Source organism: Acetobacter oryzoeni (genome assembly GCF_004014775.2).
Lineage (GTDB): Bacteria > Pseudomonadota > Alphaproteobacteria > Acetobacterales > Acetobacteraceae > Acetobacter > Acetobacter oryzoeni.
Genome location: NZ_CP042808.1, coordinates 622,070 through 639,622, shown reverse-complemented (window position 1 = coordinate 639,622; position 17,553 = coordinate 622,070). Strand labels below are relative to the sequence as shown.

The window sequence follows — 17,553 nt, the reverse complement described above, 5'->3', positions numbered from 1 at the left end:
GTCTGCCTGATCAGTCACGCAGCAGATCGTTAATGGAGGTTTTGGAACGTGTGCGTTCGTCCACACGCTTCACAATCACGGCGCAAGCCAGAGCAGGATTGGGGCGACCATCCGGGCCAACCGGTTTGGAAGACGGCATGGTGCCCGGCACAACAACGGAATAAGCCGGAACACGGCCCATGTAGATTTCACCCGTTGCACGGTCCACAATCTTGGTGGAAGCGCCAAGGAACACACCCATGGACAGCACGGAGCCGCGCTCCACAATCACGCCTTCTGCCACTTCGGAACGTGCACCAATGAAGCAGTTATCTTCAATAATCACCGGGGCAGCCTGCAGCGGTTCCAGAACGCCACCAATACCTGCGCCACCGCTGATATGGCAGTTCTTGCCAATCTGGGCACAGCTGCCAACAGTGGCCCATGTGTCCACCATAGTGCCGCTATCTACGCGGGCGCCCACGTTTACAAAGCTGGGCATCAGCACAGCACCGGGGGCAATAAAAGCGGAGCGGCGCACAACAGCGCCCGGCACCACGCGGAAGCCAGCCTTATCAAAACGGGCCTGATCCCAGCCAGCAAACTTCAGCGGCACTTTATCATAAGCCGGGGCACCAGCTGCGCCACCGGGAATGGCCACGCTATCGTTCAGACGGAAGGAAAGCAGAACAGCTTTTTTCAGCCATTCATTCACCTGCCAGCCATCTTCCTTGGGTTCGGCCACACGCAGCGCGCCAGAATCAAGAGCTTCCAGAGCCGTTTCAATGGCTTTGCGGTCTTCCCCCGTTGTAGCGGAGGAAATCTGGTCCCGCTTTTCCCACAGAGCTTCAATATGCGCGCGCAAGGTTTCGTTGGTCATAACACACCGTCAGACAGGATGGACAAACACCGGGCCTGCACCACAGCCCCGGCAGAAAAATACAGAGCGACCATGCGGACACACACGCGGCGTGTCAACGCATGGCACCCCGGAAAATGGCAGGCAACCGCGGCGTTATTCCGCCCGGATCATGGTGCCGGAGCCAGATGCCGTAAACAGTTCCAGCAAGCAGGCATGAGGCATACGGCCATCAATAATCACGGCCGCACGCGCACCGGCCTGCACGGCCTGAATGCAAGTTTCCACTTTGGGGATCATACCGCCAGTAATCACACCATCCTCAATAGCCTGCATGGCCTGCGCGGCTGTGAGTTCAGGTATCAGCTTGCCATCGGCATCTAGCACGCCGGGCACGTCTGTTAGCATCAGCAGGCGTGTGGCATGCACTGCACCAGCTACAGCACCGGCAGCCGTATCGGCATTGATGTTGTAGGTGGCGCCATCTTCCCCAAAGCCTACCGGCGCAATAACCGGAATAAGGCCGGAACCAGAGAGTGCATAAATCACGCGCGGGTCCACCTTTACGGGTTCGCCCACAAAGCCCAGATCCAGCACGCGTTCAATCTGGCTTTCCGTATCCCGCACGGTGCGTTGCAGCTTGCGGGCGGTAATCATTTTACCGTCCTTGCCGGAAATACCAACAGCCAGCGCGCCTTCACGGCTGATAAGCTCCGCCACTTCCTTGTTCACGGAACCAGCCAGAACCATCTCGATAACATCCACCATATTGGCGTCTGTTACGCGCAGGCCATCTACAAAGGTGGAGGGAATTTCCAGCCGCTTGAGCATCTGGTTAATCTGCGGGCCGCCGCCATGCACCACAACCGGGTTGATGCCCACCAGCTTAAGCAGCGCAATATCCCGCCCAAAGGTTTTGGCCAGATCTGCATTACCCATGGCGTGGCCACCATACTTGACCACAATGGTATCCCCCGCATAGCGGCGCAGATACGGCAGGGCTCCGGCCAGAATGGCGGCTTCCTGCGCCGCATCATGATGGGAATGGGAAGAAGGAACCCGTGGTTCTGTCATGCTCTGCACTTCCTGCTTGTCATCAATCAGATCATGGCGCCTTGGGCAGGGCAAATTCTGCCAGTTCCGCCCGCAAGCCCTCAATACCTTCACCTGTCTGGCTGCTTGTTAAGGACAGGTAGGGAAAAGCCGCGGGGTGGCGGCGAATTTCCGCTTCAACTTCTGCCTGCTTGCGTGCCAGCGGGCCGGGTTTAACGCTATCGCACTTGGTCAGCACCACCTGAAAGCTGACAGCTGCCTTATCCAGCAGGTCCATCACTTCCAGATCATGCGCCTTCATTTCCACCCGCGCATCAAGCAGCAGCACAACACGCTGCAAACTTGGCCGACCGCGCAGGTAATCAAACATCATATCCTGCCAGTCTTCCTTTACGGATTTGGCAGCCTTTGCGTAACCATAACCCGGCATATCCACCAGCATCAGCCGGTCTGCCAGATTGAAGAAGTTGAGCTGCTTGGTGCGCCCCGGCTCGGAAGAGGCCCGCGCCAGCGTTTTGCGGCCCGTAAGCGCGTTCACCAAGCTGGACTTGCCCACATTGGAACGCCCGGCAAACGCAATTTCCGGCAGGGTTTGCGGCGGCAGTTGCCCCAGCTTTTGCGCGCCAAACACAAATTCGCATGAACCCGCAAAAAGCCGCCGCCCCTCTTCCAGGGCGGCGGCAATACGGGCTTCATCCTTTAGTTCTCGGAAAGAGGATGCGGCATCATCTGTCATTTGGGCTTAACCAGTTGGGGTTTGGCATCTGCCGCTTTCAGACGGGAGATGATGATAACCTGCTGCACAGCCGTAAGGATGTTGCTCCAGCAGTAATAAATCACCAGCCCGACCGGCTGCCGCGCCATGAAGAACGTGAACAGCAGCGGAATGAACATCATCACCTTCTGCTGTGATGGGTCCATGTTGGCAGAGCTGGAGCTCACCTTCTGCATCAGGAACAGCGTGGCACCATACATGATCGGCCAAGCGCCCAGCGCCAGAAACGGCGTGATGTGCGTGGGATCAAACGGCACAAGGCCAAACAGATTGAACAGGTTGGTGGGGTCTGGCGCAGAAAGATCCTTCACCCAGCCCACAAACGGTGCGTGCCGCATTTCGATGGTGACATACAGATCCTTATACAAGCACCAGAACACAGGCGCCTGAATAAGCAGCGGCAGAAAGCCCCCGAACAGATTGACATTTTCCTGCCGATACAGCGCCATAATCTGCTGCTGCATGGCCATCGGGTCATCCTTCAGGCGGGAGCGGATCAGGTCCACCTGCGGCTTCAGGCGCGCTGTTTTCCATGTCATGCGCATCTGCTTGATGGTGAGCGGCAGGAAGGCCACCTTCACAATCACGGTAAACGTTAGCAGGGCCAGACCAAAGCTGCCCAGATGTTCGTTCAGCCAGTCCAGCACAAAGAACACGGGACGGGTGAGGAAGGAAAGCCAGCCAAAGTCCACTGCTTTCCAGAACATGGGCACGTGCAGGTCTTTTTCATACTGCTCAAGCAGTCGCACTTCCTTGGCACCCGCAAACACGTGGGCCTCGGTAGAGGCTGTCTGCCCCGCAGCCACCTGCACAGGTGCCGTAGCCGTAAAGCCAACCTGATACGTGCCTTGCGCCGCCTGAAAACCATAGGTGCCAATCACGTTGGCGTTCTGGTCTGGCAGCACGGCCATCAGCCAGTATTTGTCTGTAATGCCAGCCCAACCGCCGGTGCCCTGATGGCTCCATGCAATGTTGTCTGGCGGCACGCCACCGGTGCGCACCGTTTTGTAGGAACCTTCGTTCAGGCGGCCATCAATCACCGAGATCGGGCCTTCATGCACCAGCATGCCGCCGGTTTCTTCCGGCGTGTAGCCACGGTTCACACGGTAGAAAGGATACAGCGCCACAGCCTGCCCGGTGCTGTTGTGCACCTGCTGGCTGATGGTGAACATGTAGTTCTGATCCACCGACAGGCGGATATCAAAGGTCAGCCCCTGCCCGTTATCCCAAGAAAGGGTAAGCGGGTGTTCGGCATCCATCTGGTTGCCAGAGGCTTTCCACAATGTGTTGGCATCTGGCAGACGCACAGAAACATCGGACGGTGCACGCCAGCCGAAATCTACATAATCTGCATGGGTGGAAGCAGAGTTGAGAACACGCACATCCGGGCTATCTGGCTTTACGGTTTCCCGATAATGCTTGAGCACCAGATCATCCAGCCGTGCGCCACGCAGGTTGAGCGTGCCCTGTACGGCGGGGGCATTAATGGCCACACGGGCTTCCGGGCCATCCTTTATGGGGGCTGCGGCTTCTGCCTGCGTGCTTTCAGCCGGAGCAGCCGCACCAGAAGAAGCCGGTGCCGGAGGCGCTACCGCATGCACACCCGGCTGCGGCGGTGGCACGGGCTGATGCTGCGGGAAAAGATAGTCATACCCGATAAGTACCAGAGCTGACAGCGCTGTTGCCAGTATCAGACGTTTTGAATCCATAAGCTCCGGCCTTGCGGCCCCCTGCACATACAAATTGGAAAACTTAACACCCGTAAAAAACCCGGAGTCTTAAACGGCATACAGGTTCCAGCGCAGGACGCACACGAATGCAAGGCAGGATATCAGGAATCCCGCTGGCACAACGCTAATGCTTTACGGAAATCAGCCACCAGCGCCACAAATGGGCGATTTATGGTGGCGCTACGGCCTATAAGAACAAGGTCCAGACCGTTTAGCGGCGTATCGGCTTCTACAATACGCACAACTTCGCGCAACCTGCGGCGCACGCGGTTACGCACCACGGAGTTGCCGACCTTTTTGGTAACCGTAAAGCCCACACGCGCGACATCCGTATCCGGACGCCGGAAAAGCTGCAAAACAAGCCCCGGCACAGGCGCTTTACGCCCGCGAGAAGCCAGAAAGAGGAATTGCTTCCTCTTTTTAAGCCGCAGAGATCTTGCAGATTCCGCCGCTGGCTGCTCCTGCGCTGCAGGCCCGTCCATCAAGCCGGACTGCCGGGCAGTTCTTACGCGGAAAGACGCTTACGGCCTTTGGAACGACGGTTGCCAATGATCTTGCGGCCACCAACGGTTGCCATACGCGCGCGGAACCCGTGACGACGCTTGCGAACCAGCCGGGACGGTTGATAAGTGCGCTTCATGGCGGCACTCCCTTACTATTTGAATACGGTTATCCGGTGGCCTGTTAAAGACCACGCCTCTTGAAGCTGCGGCTTATAGAGTTCAGATAAGGAACCGTCAATCTATACCGTAGAGTCGTGAATGCAGCCTTGCGGCAGAATCCCCCGCAAGATGGAGAAAAACATGAACAACATGCCCTTTCCTATCCGTGCCGCAGCCGTTATTTTCTGCCTGCCTGTAGCGGGTGCTGTGCTGGCCGGAGTGCTGGGGCTGTCTTTCCCCGCAGCATTAGGGCCCATTATGTGCGCCGCAGCTTTGGGCGCATGGCTGGGCATCAAGCTTCAGCCTCATCATGCAGCGGCACCTGCTCCGGTGGCAGCACCTCAGGCGCCTGCCCCCACAGCGGATTCCAAATTGCGGCATGATATTCGGGGCATTGTTTCCCCCGCCATGCTGGCGGCAGAGCAACTTGATACATCTGCCGACCCAGCAGTGCAGAAGGCCGCCAAAACCATTAATGATTCGCTAGACCGCCTGACGGCACGCCTAAAGCAGCGCCCGCAAAGCTGAACAGCCTTTTATTCAGCGCGTTCGATCAGCTCGACCTTATAGCCATCGGGGTCTTCAACAAAGGCAATCACGGTGGTGCCAAATTTTACTGGCCCGGCTTCCCGCGTTACCTTGCCACCACCGGCCCGCACGCGCGCAACCATTTCCGCCACATTGGACACACCTACGGCAAAATGGCCAAACCCGGTGCCCAGCTCATAGCCGTCATCTTCGCCCCAGTTGTAGGTCAGCTCAATTTCAGCCTGCCCGGCGGCGTTATCTGCATAGCCAATAAACACCAGCGTATAACGCCCTTCCGGCACCTCGCGCCGGCGGAGTTCGTGCATGCCCAGCAGCTTATAAAACGCCAGACTTTTTTCCAGATTGCGAACCCGCACCATGGTGTGCAGAAAACTTGCCATCTGTTTGCTCCCTATTTTGAAGTATCAGGCAGGCTGTGTGCTTGTTCCTGCACCTTCAACAGGATCAAAAGCCAGAAGAAACAGGCCAATCCGGTCTGCTTCCTCTATACAGTGCTGCCTGTCTGTCAGCAGCGTGTGGGCGGCCTCAAACGCAATGCCGCGCAGGCCTGCCGCATGAGCATTCTGCACCGTTACAGGCCCTATTGTGGGCATGTCTGCCCGTTTTTCCTGCCCCGGCTTGAGCATTTTTACCAGAACGCCGCCTTCACCCGGCTGCCTGCATTCTCCTGCGCGGGCCAGCATGCGGTCTGTGCCTTCCATGGCTTCCACCGTCAGCACCACGCCATTTTGCACCACGCAGCCCTGCCCTATGTCCAGCCGCCCCAGCGCCTGCACCACGGTTATGCCACGCTGAATATCGGCCTGAGCCTGCGCATCTGGCTGCACACGCCCCAGCACGCCCGGTTGCGCCACAGCCTGCGTGAGAAATTCATGCGCCCCACGAATGTGAAAGCCTTCCTCACCCAAAAGACGCACAAGGGCACCCAGCAGGCCATCATCCCCTGCAAACAGGGAACGGCCCAAACGCGCCATAATGCGCGCACCCTCGGCATCTGGCCGCAAATTGCGCAAGGAAGGCCGGCGGATTGGCCCGATAAGAACCAGATCCGAACAGTTGTGTTGCTTCAAAAGGGAGAGCATGCGCCCGGCTGCACCCAGCCGAACAAATTCGTGCGGCCAAGGGCCTATCACATCGGGCTCGGCAAAACCTTCAAACCCGAGAATAAATACGGGGCGCCCTGCTGCGGCGGCCGCTTCTGCCACTCTGCCCGGCAGAGGGCCGCCGCCTGCAAGAATACCAACAGCAGAAGGAGTGCTCACGCGCCCTCGGTTTCTGCGCGCTCCAGATCCTGCCGTGCGGGGCGCACAAGGCCACGCCGGCTTGGAGCATCTATAAAGTCCAGAATTTCACGCACACGTGGGTTATCACCAAACTCTGTACGCACCCGCTCCAGACGCACAGAAAACGGATCTTCCGCACAGCCATTTTTGGGGTACAGCGTAAGGAATGCCTTGCGCATGCGGTGGATTTCATCAGACTGCACGCCATTGCGGCGCAGCCAGATCCAATGCAGGCCAATCAGCCGCGCACGGTTACCCAGCACACTGCCGTAAGGAATAACATCGGCTTCCACCCCAGCCACACCGCCTACAAGGGCAGCATGCCCGATGCGGACAAACTGATGGATGGCGGCAGAACCCATAATACGGGCATCGTCCTCAATGGTGACATGCCCACCCATCACTACGTTATTCACGATAATAACGCGGTCACCCAGCACGCAATCATGCGCCACGTGGGCGTTGGCCATGATCAGCACATTCTGGCCAACCTTGGTTAAGCCAGAGCCCGTGGCCGTGCCACGATGGATGGTAACGTGTTCACGCACCACCGTGCCAGCCCCGATCTCGCACCGGGTTGGCTCACCTTTATATTTTAGATCCTGCGGGGCCATGCCCACGGTGCAAAACGGAAAATAGCGTGAACCCGCCCCCAGACGCGTGTGGCCATCGACCACCACATGAGAGATCAGTTCAACCCCGTCTTCAATCGTGACATCTGGCCCGACAGAACACCAAGGGCCGATAACCACCCCCTGCCCAAGCCGCGCACCGGGAGCAACAAGAGCCGTTGGGTGGACAACGGTTGATCTGGCTTCCTCTGCAGCGTGCACCAATTCAGTTCCTTATTTCCGTTCACCGTTGGCCGGGCAGATCTGCCCTAACCTTACCCTTTTGCAAAAAATCTGGGCAGTTTAGGGGCAAACCTGACTTGCCTTAACAGAATGATGTGAACAGGCCGGGTTCTCAACCCATAATCATGGCGCTGAATGTGGCTTCCGCCACCACAGTGCCTTCTACGCGGGCTTCACCACGGAATTTCCACACATTGGAGCGGTGGCGTTCCTTGGCGACATGAATGCGCACCTGATCACCCGGTTCTACCGGGCGGCGGAACTTTGCGCCTTCGATGGTCATGAAATAGACCAGCTTGCCCTCAAAATCCTTGCCCAGTGTTAGCACAACCAGCGTTGCTGCGGTTTGCGCCATGGCTTCAACCAGCAATACGCCCGGCATAACAGGGCGTGCAGGAAAATGCCCCTGAAAGAATGGTTCATTGACCGAAACATTCTTGATACCTGTTGCCTCTTCTCCCAGGACGATATCTTCCATCCGGTCGATCAGAAGAAAAGGATATCTGTGCGGAATCGCCTGCATAATACGGTTGACGTCAATTTTATCGATCGTCTGAGCGTCCTGCTGCGATTCTTGTTTCGTCTCCACGTCCCCGAAACCACCCTTTGCGCCGGTTACCAAGCACCGACCTTAGTTTATCCCTTGTCCGAACCGTTCTTGGCCGATCCAGACGCTTTTTTTGCCAGCTTGCGCAATACCGCTACGTTCCGGAAAAACTCCCTGAACGGCATAGCCGGGCTGCCAATTACATCCGCGCCGCCTTCTATATCCGACATCACGCCACATTGCGCGCCAATACGCGCCTTTGCGCCAATGCGGATATGCCCGATAAGGCCAGCCTGCGCGGCAATCGTTACATAGTCTTCCAGCACGGTGGAGCCAGAGATCCCGGCCTGCGAAACCACAATACAACACCGCCCCAGACGGGCGTTGTGACCGATCTGCACCAGATTGTCGAGACGTGATCCTGCACCAATAACCGTATCATTCACCGAACCACGGTCAATTGTGCTGTTGGCACCAATCTCTACGTCGTTTTCCAGCACCACGCGGCCAAGCTGTGGCACGGTTTCAAACCCCTGCGGGCCAACAGCAAAACCAAACCCATCCTGCCCAATGCGTGAACCGGGCAGAATAATCACCCGCTCACCCAACACGGCATGAGAAAGCGTGACATGGCTGCCAATACGGCAGTCCTGCGCAAGCTGCACACCATCCCCCACCACTGCGTGGGAGCCAATAATGCAGCCCGGCCCAATTTCCGCCTTGGCCCCAACCACCACAAACGGCCCAATTTCTGCCGTGGGGTCTATGCTGGCTGTGGGGTCAATACATGCAGAAGGATGCACACCTGCACGCGCTGGCACCCGTGGATGGAACAGCCGTGCAATGCGAGACCACGCCAGATAGGGCGCTGCCGTTACCAGCGCGGCGCACCCGGCAGGCACCTTATCTGCAAAAGCGGGTGCAACAATAACCAGCCCAGCCTTGGTTTGCTCCAGCAAAGGAGCATACCGGCGGTTATCCAGAAAGCTGACATCACGCGGGCCTGCGGCCTGCAACGGCGCAATACCCACAAAGCCTTCTTCTGGCACGGCGCCAGCCTTGGGCAGCACCAATTCCGCCCCTGCGGTTTCAGCCAGCGTGGCCGCATCAAACGGCCCCGCACGGGTGAAAAAGCGCGGGTCTGCCGGCCCGGAAAATGTTGTACCCTCAGCCACGATTACTGCTGCCCGGCTGCCGGTGCCACCACTGGAGCTGGGCCTGTGCGTGGGCCCTGATCTGCATCTGCCGTTGTGGGCATCTTGCCAGATTTTGCCAGCTCTTCTGGGTCAACATTAGCTTCTGGAATGAACACGGACGGCAGAATTTTGTTCAGCTGCACGGCCACTTCGTTGGTGATATCCTGCCCATCAACATGCAGGGCCACCTGTTCGCTGTGCAGAACAAGGTTCATGCCATGCGCAGCGGCCACTTTCTGGATAACCTGCACCAGTTCACGCTCGATCTGGCCCAAAGAAACCTGCGCCGCTTCCTGAATAATGCGGTTGCGGTTACGGAAATCACGCTGGGCCTTCATCACGCGGGCCTGAAGGCTGCGTTCACGCGTCTGAATCTGCTCAGATGTCAGAGACTTGGCCTGTGCCTGCAGCTTCTGCTGCTCATCACGCCAGCCAGCCTGTTCCTTCTGGAGGTCCTGCGCCAGTTCATCACGGCGGCCACCCAGAGTGCGTTCAACCTGCATGGCTGCGGAAGACTGACGCATAACGCCACCAACGCTGATCACACCAATAACGGTTGTGGGTGGCGGTGCTTCCTTGGCAACTTCTGGCGCAGACGGAATAGGCGGCAGCGGCAGCACGGGCGGAGCCTGGTCTGCTTCCTGGCTATCAGCCGGCGGTGCAGGCAGCTGCACCGGAGCCGGGGCGCGACGGGCCGCAGCCGGATGCTGTGCCGGAGCCTGTGCAGCAGGCTGCTGGGTTTTGGGCACAAACCACCCGCCCCCATTCTGCGCCTGTGCAGATGGCACAAATGCGGATGAGAAAGACAGGACAACAGCCCCCAGCAGGGCAGTTCTGGTGGAAAAACGCATCATTACCTCAGAATTGCTGGCCGAAGCCAAAGCGAAGGAGCTGCGTGCGGTCATTATGGCTCCGCATAACGGGCACACCCAGATCGATGTTCAGCAGACCAAACGGACTTTTCCATGAAAAACCAGCACCAGCACTTACACGTGGGCGCAACGTATCACCGCTGATAGGCGTGTAATAGATACCATCATTCGCCTTGCTTGTATAAAGGCGCTTCACACGCAAACCAGCGACACTCCCGGTATCCACAAACGCACGCCCGCCAATACCCATGTCAGACAGGAACGGAATAGGGAAGTTAAGCTGGGCGGAAGCGTTATACATAAAGCGCCCACCCAACAGATCTTCGGATGAATGGTTCAGGATACCCACACTACGCGGGCCTGCACCACCATCCAAGAAGCCGCGCAGGTTGTTACCACCCAGATAGAAGTTATCAATAATATCGTGGCGGCCATTGCCCCAGTCCGCCATGTACCCGGCACCACCGCGCACCATGAACGTCCAGCTATGGCTGTTGGTAATATCATCCAACGGCACATAGTACGCACCGTTAACCTTGCCGCGGACGTATTTTTCATCGCCACCAATACCGGCAAAGTCACCACCCACAGATACATAGTACCCACTATGCGGCGCCATGCGGTTATCACGCGTATCATACATAAGGGTTGTGCCGATCTGCGAGAGCAGAGACTTACCCTTCTGATCCAGCACGTAGTAGGAGGACTGATCCCACGTATCACCCACCCAACGGCGGATCAGACTATAGTTCCAGGACTGGGACAGATAGCGGTTGTACGAATACCCCATACGCAAGGTGATACCGTAACGGCCTTCTGAATAGTTCTGATAGGTCTGGTAGTTGTTTTCAACAAAGAAGATATCCGCACCGGCAACAAGGTTGCGCCCCATGAATGCCGGGTTGGTGATGGAGATATCTGCCTGTTTCTGCCACTGCGAAACCGTGCCGGAGAACCCGGCATCAACCCCGGTGCCCAGCAGGTTGTGCTGTTTCAGCCCGACGTTACCGATCACGCCCACGTCGGTTGAATAACCGCCACCAAGCGAGAATTCGCCAGTGGGTTTTTCCACCACGTTAACGGCCACGTTGGTGCGATCAGGCGCAGAGCCTTGAGAGGTGGAGACATCCACGCTCTTGAAGAAGCCCAGATCCTGCACCGCTTCCTTGGCGTATTTCTTGTAGCTGGTTGTGTAGGGGTCACCCTCAGCAAACGGCAACTGGCGGCGTACCACGTTATCCTGCGTGATGGTGTTGCCGTTCACATCAATACGTTCAACGTAATGGCGTGGGCCTTCGCTCACATCAAACAGCAGGTTTACAATCCGCTTTTCCGGATTGCGGGCAATGGTGGGGCGTACCTGCGCAAACGGATGCCCTTCGGCCTGAAGGATTTCCTCCATATCCGTGGCATTATCCTGCACGGCCTTGCCATCGTACCACTGATGCGGGAACAGCTCGACATACTTACGCAGAGATTTAGCCGGCACATGGCGCAGGCTAGAGCGGATATCCACCTTACCCAAGCGGTAACGCACACCTTCATCCATGGTGAAGGTAACGTAGAAGGACTTCCGATCTGGCGAGAGCTCGCCTTTTACGTCCTTGATCTGAAAATCCACAAACCCGTTGCGCAGGTAAAACCGGCGCAGCAATTCCGCATCGTATTTAATGCGTTCGGGGTTGTACTCATCGGATGAGGACAGGAAGTGGTACCAAGCTGTTTCCTTGGAGGAAACAACACCCGCCAGACTGGATTCGCTGTAAGCCTTGTTGCCCACAAATGCGATCTTGCTGATGAGTGTCTGCGGCCCTTCGTTAATCTGGAAAACCACATCCACACGGTTATGGGCCAGCTTGATAATCTGGGGTGTCACCACCGCAGCAAAGCGCGCCTTCTGGGCATACACTTCCAGAATGCGCTGGCGGTCATCTGCCGTGGTTTCAGCCGAGAACACTGCACGCGGGCGCAGAGCCAGCACCTTGCGCAGGTCTTCATCCTTGGCCGCGTGGTTCCCCTCGAACACGATACGGTTGACGATGGGGTTTTCCTTCAGGCGCACCAGCAGGATATTGCCATCACGCCGCAGCGTTACGTCCTTGAACAGGCCGGTGGCGTAAAGGGTCTTGAGCGAACGGTCCAGATCATCCTGGCTGAACGGGTCCCCCACACGTGCAACCATGTAGGACAGCACGGTGTTGGTTTCGATACGGGTGTTACCCGATACCCGGATATCTTCAATATATCCGCCCGTAGGCGCAACAGATGATGTGGATTCGGAAAGGCGCGGCGTGCGCGCATGTATAGCGCGGGATGGCGCCACCACTGCCGCTGGTGCGGCAGCACTTGTACCTTCTGTTGATGCGGCGGATGCCTGTCTGCCATCCACCATCACAAAAGGTAGCACACAGACAGAAACGAACAGGGCTGAACGCTTACCCGTCAAGATCTGCTTCCTTCCATCCGGGTCGCTTTTCGTACGAAAGCCCATCTTCCGTTCTCATTCCGCCCGCAACGGGAGGTATCCGAAATCACCCCTGTCACGCAAGCACTTCCCTTCCTGTTCCCGCCGTCATTCATCCTACAAGCGAAGCAATCCACCTGAACAGGCCAAAACCTGAAAGGTCATTGAACGTGGAGAACAGGAACAGGCCTGCAAGCAATGCAAATCCAACCTGAAAACTGATCTCTTGCACCCGCTTGGAAACCGGGCGGCCTCTTATTGCCTCTATGGCATAAAAAACCAGACGTCCACCATCAAGAAGCGGCACGGGGAAGAGATTAATCAGCCCGAGGTTAACAGAAAGCAGCGCCATAAAGGACAACAGGCTGGCAAACCCATACTGCGCCACCTGCCCGGAAAGTTGCGCAATCTTGAGCGGACCGCCCAAATCTTTGGCTGTATGCTGGCCAGTAAGAATCTGCCACACGCCATCCAGCGTTTGCACGCTGGCGTTCCACGTAGCTTTTACGCCCGCCGCCATAGCCTGCGGAAATGGCAGTGGCTTGCCCACTTCCGTGGCAAAAATAATACCAAGCTGACCATGCGGTTTTTGAGGAGTCGAATCCGGGGCCTTGCCGATGGTGATAGGCAACGTCACGCTCTGTTCGCCGCGTTTGACGGTCAGCGTGGTTTGTGCGCCAGCCTGTGTGGAAATGGTGGCCTGAATATCCTCCACACCCGTGACATCGTGGCTGCCGATACGCTGAATGACATCGCCCTGTTGCACGCCTGCCACAGCCGCCGCACCATTTGGCATGACGGTTGCAATCTGATCACGCACATGCGGCTGGCCCGTTGTGGCAAACAGCAACGCAAACAGCACAAAGGCTAAAATGAAGTTAAAAATCGGCCCCGCCAGAATAACGATGGCGCGGGAGAAAACCGATTTATCATGGAAGGTGCGGCCCTTAATCCACGCGGCTTTTTGCTCTGGCGTGGCGTCTTCGGGGTCTTCAAACCCGTGGGGGCGCACGTAGCCACCCAAGGGAATGGGGCAGACACGCCATTCCGTGCCGGATTTATCGCGCCAGCGGAACAGGGCCGGACCAAACCCGAGCGAGAATACCTCCACATGCACGCCGCGCCACTTGGCCGCCAGATAGTGGCCAAGTTCGTGAAAGCTCACCAACACACCCAGCACGAAAACGAAGGAAAGCAGTGTACGCAGGTAATCGTGTATCATCATTCTTCCGATATCGGCTGGGGGCTGCGTTTTCTCAAGCCGCGTGGGCGGGAATCAGGCGTTGTGCGGCACGGCGTGCCTCGGCATCCCAATGCAGCACGGCATCCAGCGTATCTGCTGGCGGTGCGCCCAGGGCCACCATCACCTCTTCCACAATGCGGGAGATATCCAAAAAGCCGATCTGTTCATGCAGGAAGGCATCAACCGCAATTTCATTGGCAGCGGAAAGAATGGCAGATGCCGCCCCCCCCTTACGCAGGGCCTCACGCGCAAGGCGCAGCGCGGGAAAGCGCACTTCATCTGGCGCATAGAATTCCAGCTTGCCAAAAGCTGCCAGATCCAGACGCGGAGACGTAGTGGCCATACGCTTGGGCCATGTAAGCGTGTGTGCGATGGGAATACGCATATCGGCAGAACCCATCTGGGCAATCAGGCTACCATCTGTGTACTGCACCATGCCGTGCACAACAGATTGCGGATGCACCAGCACATCAATCTTATCTTCCGGCAGATTGAAGATACGGGCGGCCTCAATAACTTCCAGCCCCTTGTTGAACATGCTGGCAGAATCGATGCTGATTTTGGCCCCCATGCTCCATGTTGGGTGCTTGAGCGCCTGCGCACGGGTGGCTACGCGCATTTCTTCCAGCGTGGAGGTGCGGAACGGACCGCCGGATGCTGTGAGAATAATTTTTTCAACCTGATCAATCTGCCGATCGGCCATAGCCTGAAAAACAGCGTTGTGCTCAGAATCCACAGGCAGCAGTGTGGCACCTGCTTCCTTTACGGCACGCAGCATTACATCACCGGCACACACCAAGGCTTCCTTGTTGGCCAGCGCAATGCTTTTGCCGTTTTTTACCGCTGCCAGCGTAGGCTCCAGCCCCGCAGCACCGGTAATGGCGGCCATTGTCCAATCTGCCGGAAGGGCTGCGGCATCAATAACTGCCTGACGGCCACAGGCTACTTCCGTGCCACTGCCTGCCAGCAGGGTTTTTAGTTCCTCAAACGCGGTTTCATCCGCCAGAACGGCCAGTGCCGCCTTCAGGCTGCGGGCCTGTTCTGCCAGTTTGGCAGCATTTTTGCCCCCCACAAGCGCCCGTACCCGAAACTGGTCTCGCGCCTGCTCCAGCAGATCTACGGTTGAACAGCCAATGCTGCCTGTGCTGCCCAGAACGGTTACGGTTCTCATGCTTAACGTCTTTCCAAACCTGAAAATACAAACGGCGGCAGACCGCCCAACAGGCGGCCACACCACCTATTGGCCCTACCCCGGCAGATGGCCTGCCAGAGCCCTGAAAATGGTGCGTGCGCCCGCTGCCCAAAACGGCATGGAAGCCCCCGCACATACAGAAACCAGTGCCGCCACAGGTGCAGCCACCACCAGCCCATCAAACCGATCCAGCAGCCCACCGTGCCCCGGCAGCAGCTTGCCCGAATCCTTCACGCCCAAGGCGCGCTTCATAGCGCTTTCGGCCAGATCTCCCGCTTGGGCGGAAATGCCTAAAATGCCACCCCACACCAGTGCGGAACCCACGCCACCTAAGCCCGAAAGTGTGGCAACAATACCGCCGGTAGCCACAGCACCCACCAAGCCGCCAACAGCGCCGGAACGTGTTTTACCCGGAGAGATACGCGGCGCCAGTTTGGGGCCACCAAAAATACGCCCTGCCACATAGGCCGAGCTATCGCTGGCCACCACAACGGCAATCACAAACAAAACGGGCCAAAAGCTGCCCTGCCGCAGCCACAGCAGTGCGGTGCCGGCCAGAATAATCACGCACATAATGGCGCAAAGCGGAGCACCAAACACTAGGGAGCTGATGCAGAAAACGCCAAAATAGGCCCAATACCCGGTTGCGGCAGAAAGCCCTGCACATACGGCCCACAGCAGATACAACACGCCGCGCCAGCTTTTAACGGAAAGCCCAAACAGGGCTGCGGCCTCTACCGCCATGCCGCCCATCATGCCCAGAATAAGGGCATCATACGCCAAGCCGCCCAAGCCGATGCACGTGCCAGCCACAGCCACCAATACGGCGGCAGACATCAGCCGTGGGCGCAAATCACGCCAAGCCGAGGTATCCTGCGCGTTCGTGCTCATGCCGGGCCTTGCGGGCGCGCGCCAAAGCGCCGTTCTCGTTGGGCGTACTGGTCTAGCACCATCGCAAAATGTCGTTCGTTAAAATCGGGCCAGAACACGTTCAGAAACACCAGTTCGGCATACGCGCTCTGCCACAGCAGAAAGTTGGAAAGCCGGCATTCACCACTGGTGCGCACCACCACATCGGGGTCTGGCACGCCGCTGGTCCAGAGAAAGTTGGTGAATACGCTTTCTGTAATCTGTTCTGGCGCAATGCGGCCATTCTTGGCCTCCTGCGCCAAACGCTGCGCGGCCTGCACAATATCCAACCGCCCACCATAGGAAAGCGCCAGAATAAGCGTGAGCTTGCTGTTGCCACGGGTTAAGGATTCCGCCTGCGCAAGCTCTTCGCGCAAGCTGTCATCAAAACGGGCCAGATCACCAATAAAGCGCAGGCGCACGCCTTCCTTATGCAGTTCCCGCACCTTGTGGCGCAGGTAATACCGCAAAAGGCCGGTAAGGTCTGAAACCTCCTCCTGCCCGCGTGCCCAGTTTTCTGATGAAAACGCATACAGCGTTAGATACGCCACGCCACGCTGCATGGCCGCGCGCACGCAACGGGCCACGGCTTCCGCCCCTGCCCTGTGCCCGGCAAGGCGCGGCAGGCCGCGTTCGCGCGCCCAGCGCCCGTTTCCATCCATGATGACAGCAACATGGGTTGGAATTGCCGGTTTTTTATCAGCTAGCCGCGTGGACATAACAGGCAGGGTTCCACCCCATTAACGTGCACAAACACATCCGAAGAAGCACCAATACTGCCTCAGACCTGTTTGATTTCCTTGTCTTTATCGGCCAGCATATCATCAATTTTTTTCACATACTGGTCGGTCAGTTTCTGAATGGCGTCAGACCAGGTTTTCACATCGTCCTGGCTGATTTCACCTTTCTTTTCAAAGCCTTTAGCTTTGTCCATGCCATCACGGCGCACGCCACGCACGGCCACCTTGCCGCCTTCTGCATAACGGGCCGCAGCTTTTGCCAGCTCGTTACGGCGTTCTTCCGTCAGCTGCGGAATGGGCACACGAATGGTCTGGCCTTCACCCGCCGGGTTCAGGCCCAGACCGGAATCACGGATAGCGCGTTCTACGGCGCCAGCCAGTGCGCGGTCCCACACCTGCACGGTAATCATACGGGCTTCTGGCACAGCAATGGAGCCAACCTGTGTAAGCGGCACTTCACCGCCATAGGCTTCCACCCGCACAGGTTCCAGCAAAGCCGGGCTTGCGCGGCCAGAGCGCAGGCCGGAAAAATCACGGCGCAGGCTATCCAGCGCGCCATCCATACGGCGCTTCAGGTCATCCAGCAGAGCATTCAAGTCAGACACGGTGTTTTCTCCCGTTGCATCCTACAAGGGCATGGCCTTAC

Annotated in this window: 19 protein-coding genes; 1 reads left to right on the top strand and 18 read right to left on the bottom strand. The window is 57.6% G+C overall.

Going from position 1 to position 17,553, the window contains the following annotated elements; all coding sequences use genetic code 11:
* Positions 1-10: 10 nt before the first annotated feature.
* The 6 genes from dapD to rpmH all read right to left on the bottom strand — a co-directional run bounded on the left by dapD (position 11) and on the right by rpmH (position 5,036).
* Positions 11-859 (bottom strand): 2,3,4,5-tetrahydropyridine-2,6-dicarboxylate N-succinyltransferase, encoded by an 849-nt coding sequence (gene dapD, locus EOV40_RS03115; protein ID WP_003622584.1) that lies wholly within the window; start codon positions 857-859, stop codon positions 11-13.
* Between the two features lie 135 nt (positions 860-994).
* Positions 995-1,912 carry an acetylglutamate kinase gene (gene argB / locus EOV40_RS03110; protein ID WP_099541129.1) on the bottom strand — a complete coding sequence of 306 codons (918 nt, stop codon included), beginning with the start codon at positions 1,910-1,912 and terminating at the stop codon, positions 995-997.
* A gap of 31 nt (positions 1,913-1,943) precedes the next feature.
* Positions 1,944-2,627, bottom strand: coding sequence for a ribosome biogenesis GTP-binding protein YihA/YsxC (yihA, locus tag EOV40_RS03105; RefSeq protein WP_003622581.1), 684 nt, complete (start codon positions 2,625-2,627; stop codon positions 1,944-1,946).
* Entirely contained in the window at positions 2,624-4,375 is a 1,752-nt protein-coding gene (gene yidC / locus EOV40_RS03100; protein ID WP_128105013.1) for a membrane protein insertase YidC, read from the bottom strand. Before yidC ends, yihA begins: the two co-directional genes overlap by 4 nt.
* Before the next feature lie 122 nt (positions 4,376-4,497).
* Positions 4,498-4,878 (bottom strand): ribonuclease P protein component, encoded by a 381-nt coding sequence (gene rnpA, locus EOV40_RS03095; RefSeq protein WP_050793129.1) that lies wholly within the window; start codon positions 4,876-4,878, stop codon positions 4,498-4,500.
* Positions 4,879-4,901: 23 nt separating this feature from the next.
* A complete protein-coding gene (gene rpmH / locus EOV40_RS03090) occupies positions 4,902-5,036 on the bottom strand; it encodes a 50S ribosomal protein L34 (protein WP_003622574.1) in 135 nt (44 codons plus the stop codon).
* 121 nt (positions 5,037-5,157) lie between these two features.
* On the opposite strand from rpmH, the gene EOV40_RS03085 reads away from it, so the two are divergent.
* Positions 5,158-5,586: a hypothetical protein gene (locus EOV40_RS03085; RefSeq protein ID WP_208729252.1), complete on the top strand. Its 429-nt coding sequence runs from the start codon at positions 5,158-5,160 to the stop codon at positions 5,584-5,586.
* 8 nt (positions 5,587-5,594) lie between these two features.
* On the opposite strand, the gene gloA is transcribed toward EOV40_RS03085, so the two are convergent.
* From gloA to frr, 12 genes are all read right to left on the bottom strand, one after another.
* The gene (gloA, locus tag EOV40_RS03080) at positions 5,595-5,987 is read right to left on the bottom strand and encodes a lactoylglutathione lyase (protein WP_128105011.1); all 393 of its coding nucleotides are present in this window, start codon (positions 5,985-5,987) and stop codon (positions 5,595-5,597) included.
* Between the two features lie 24 nt (positions 5,988-6,011).
* Positions 6,012-6,869: an LpxI family protein gene (locus EOV40_RS03075; protein ID WP_128105010.1), complete on the bottom strand. Its 858-nt coding sequence runs from the start codon at positions 6,867-6,869 to the stop codon at positions 6,012-6,014.
* Entirely contained in the window at positions 6,866-7,723 is an 858-nt protein-coding gene (gene lpxA, locus EOV40_RS03070) for an acyl-ACP--UDP-N-acetylglucosamine O-acyltransferase (protein ID WP_050820354.1), read from the bottom strand. Before lpxA ends, EOV40_RS03075 begins: the two co-directional genes overlap by 4 nt.
* 133 nt (positions 7,724-7,856) lie before the next feature.
* Positions 7,857-8,267, bottom strand: a complete 411-nt coding sequence (gene fabZ / locus EOV40_RS03065) for a 3-hydroxyacyl-ACP dehydratase FabZ (protein ID WP_003622563.1) — start codon at positions 8,265-8,267, stop codon at positions 7,857-7,859.
* A 113-nt stretch (positions 8,268-8,380) separates the two neighbouring features.
* Positions 8,381-9,466 (bottom strand): UDP-3-O-(3-hydroxymyristoyl)glucosamine N-acyltransferase, encoded by a 1,086-nt coding sequence (gene lpxD, locus EOV40_RS03060; RefSeq protein ID WP_128105009.1) that lies wholly within the window; start codon positions 9,464-9,466, stop codon positions 8,381-8,383.
* Positions 9,467-9,468: 2 nt separating this feature from the next.
* Positions 9,469-10,341, bottom strand: coding sequence for an OmpH family outer membrane protein (locus EOV40_RS03055; protein ID WP_050820353.1), 873 nt, complete (start codon positions 10,339-10,341; stop codon positions 9,469-9,471).
* A 4-nt stretch (positions 10,342-10,345) separates the two neighbouring features.
* A complete protein-coding gene (gene bamA / locus EOV40_RS03050) occupies positions 10,346-12,850 on the bottom strand; it encodes an outer membrane protein assembly factor BamA (protein WP_050819396.1) in 2,505 nt (834 codons plus the stop codon).
* An 85-nt stretch (positions 12,851-12,935) separates the two neighbouring features.
* Complete coding sequence (gene rseP / locus EOV40_RS03045) at positions 12,936-14,048, bottom strand: RIP metalloprotease RseP (RefSeq protein WP_128105008.1); 1,113 nt, start codon at positions 14,046-14,048, stop codon at positions 12,936-12,938.
* Between the two features lie 31 nt (positions 14,049-14,079).
* The gene (dxr, locus tag EOV40_RS03040) at positions 14,080-15,237 is read right to left on the bottom strand and encodes a 1-deoxy-D-xylulose-5-phosphate reductoisomerase (protein ID WP_128105007.1); all 1,158 of its coding nucleotides are present in this window, start codon (positions 15,235-15,237) and stop codon (positions 14,080-14,082) included.
* 75 nt (positions 15,238-15,312) lie between these two features.
* A complete protein-coding gene (locus EOV40_RS03035) occupies positions 15,313-16,149 on the bottom strand; it encodes a phosphatidate cytidylyltransferase (protein ID WP_128105006.1) in 837 nt (278 codons plus the stop codon).
* Complete coding sequence (gene uppS / locus EOV40_RS03030) at positions 16,146-16,886, bottom strand: polyprenyl diphosphate synthase (protein WP_128105005.1); 741 nt, start codon at positions 16,884-16,886, stop codon at positions 16,146-16,148. The genes EOV40_RS03035 and uppS overlap by 4 nt, the downstream gene beginning before the upstream one ends.
* Positions 16,887-16,948: 62 nt before the next feature.
* A complete protein-coding gene (gene frr / locus EOV40_RS03025; protein WP_044583078.1) occupies positions 16,949-17,470 on the bottom strand; it encodes a ribosome recycling factor in 522 nt (173 codons plus the stop codon).
* Positions 17,471-17,553 lie beyond the last annotated feature (83 nt).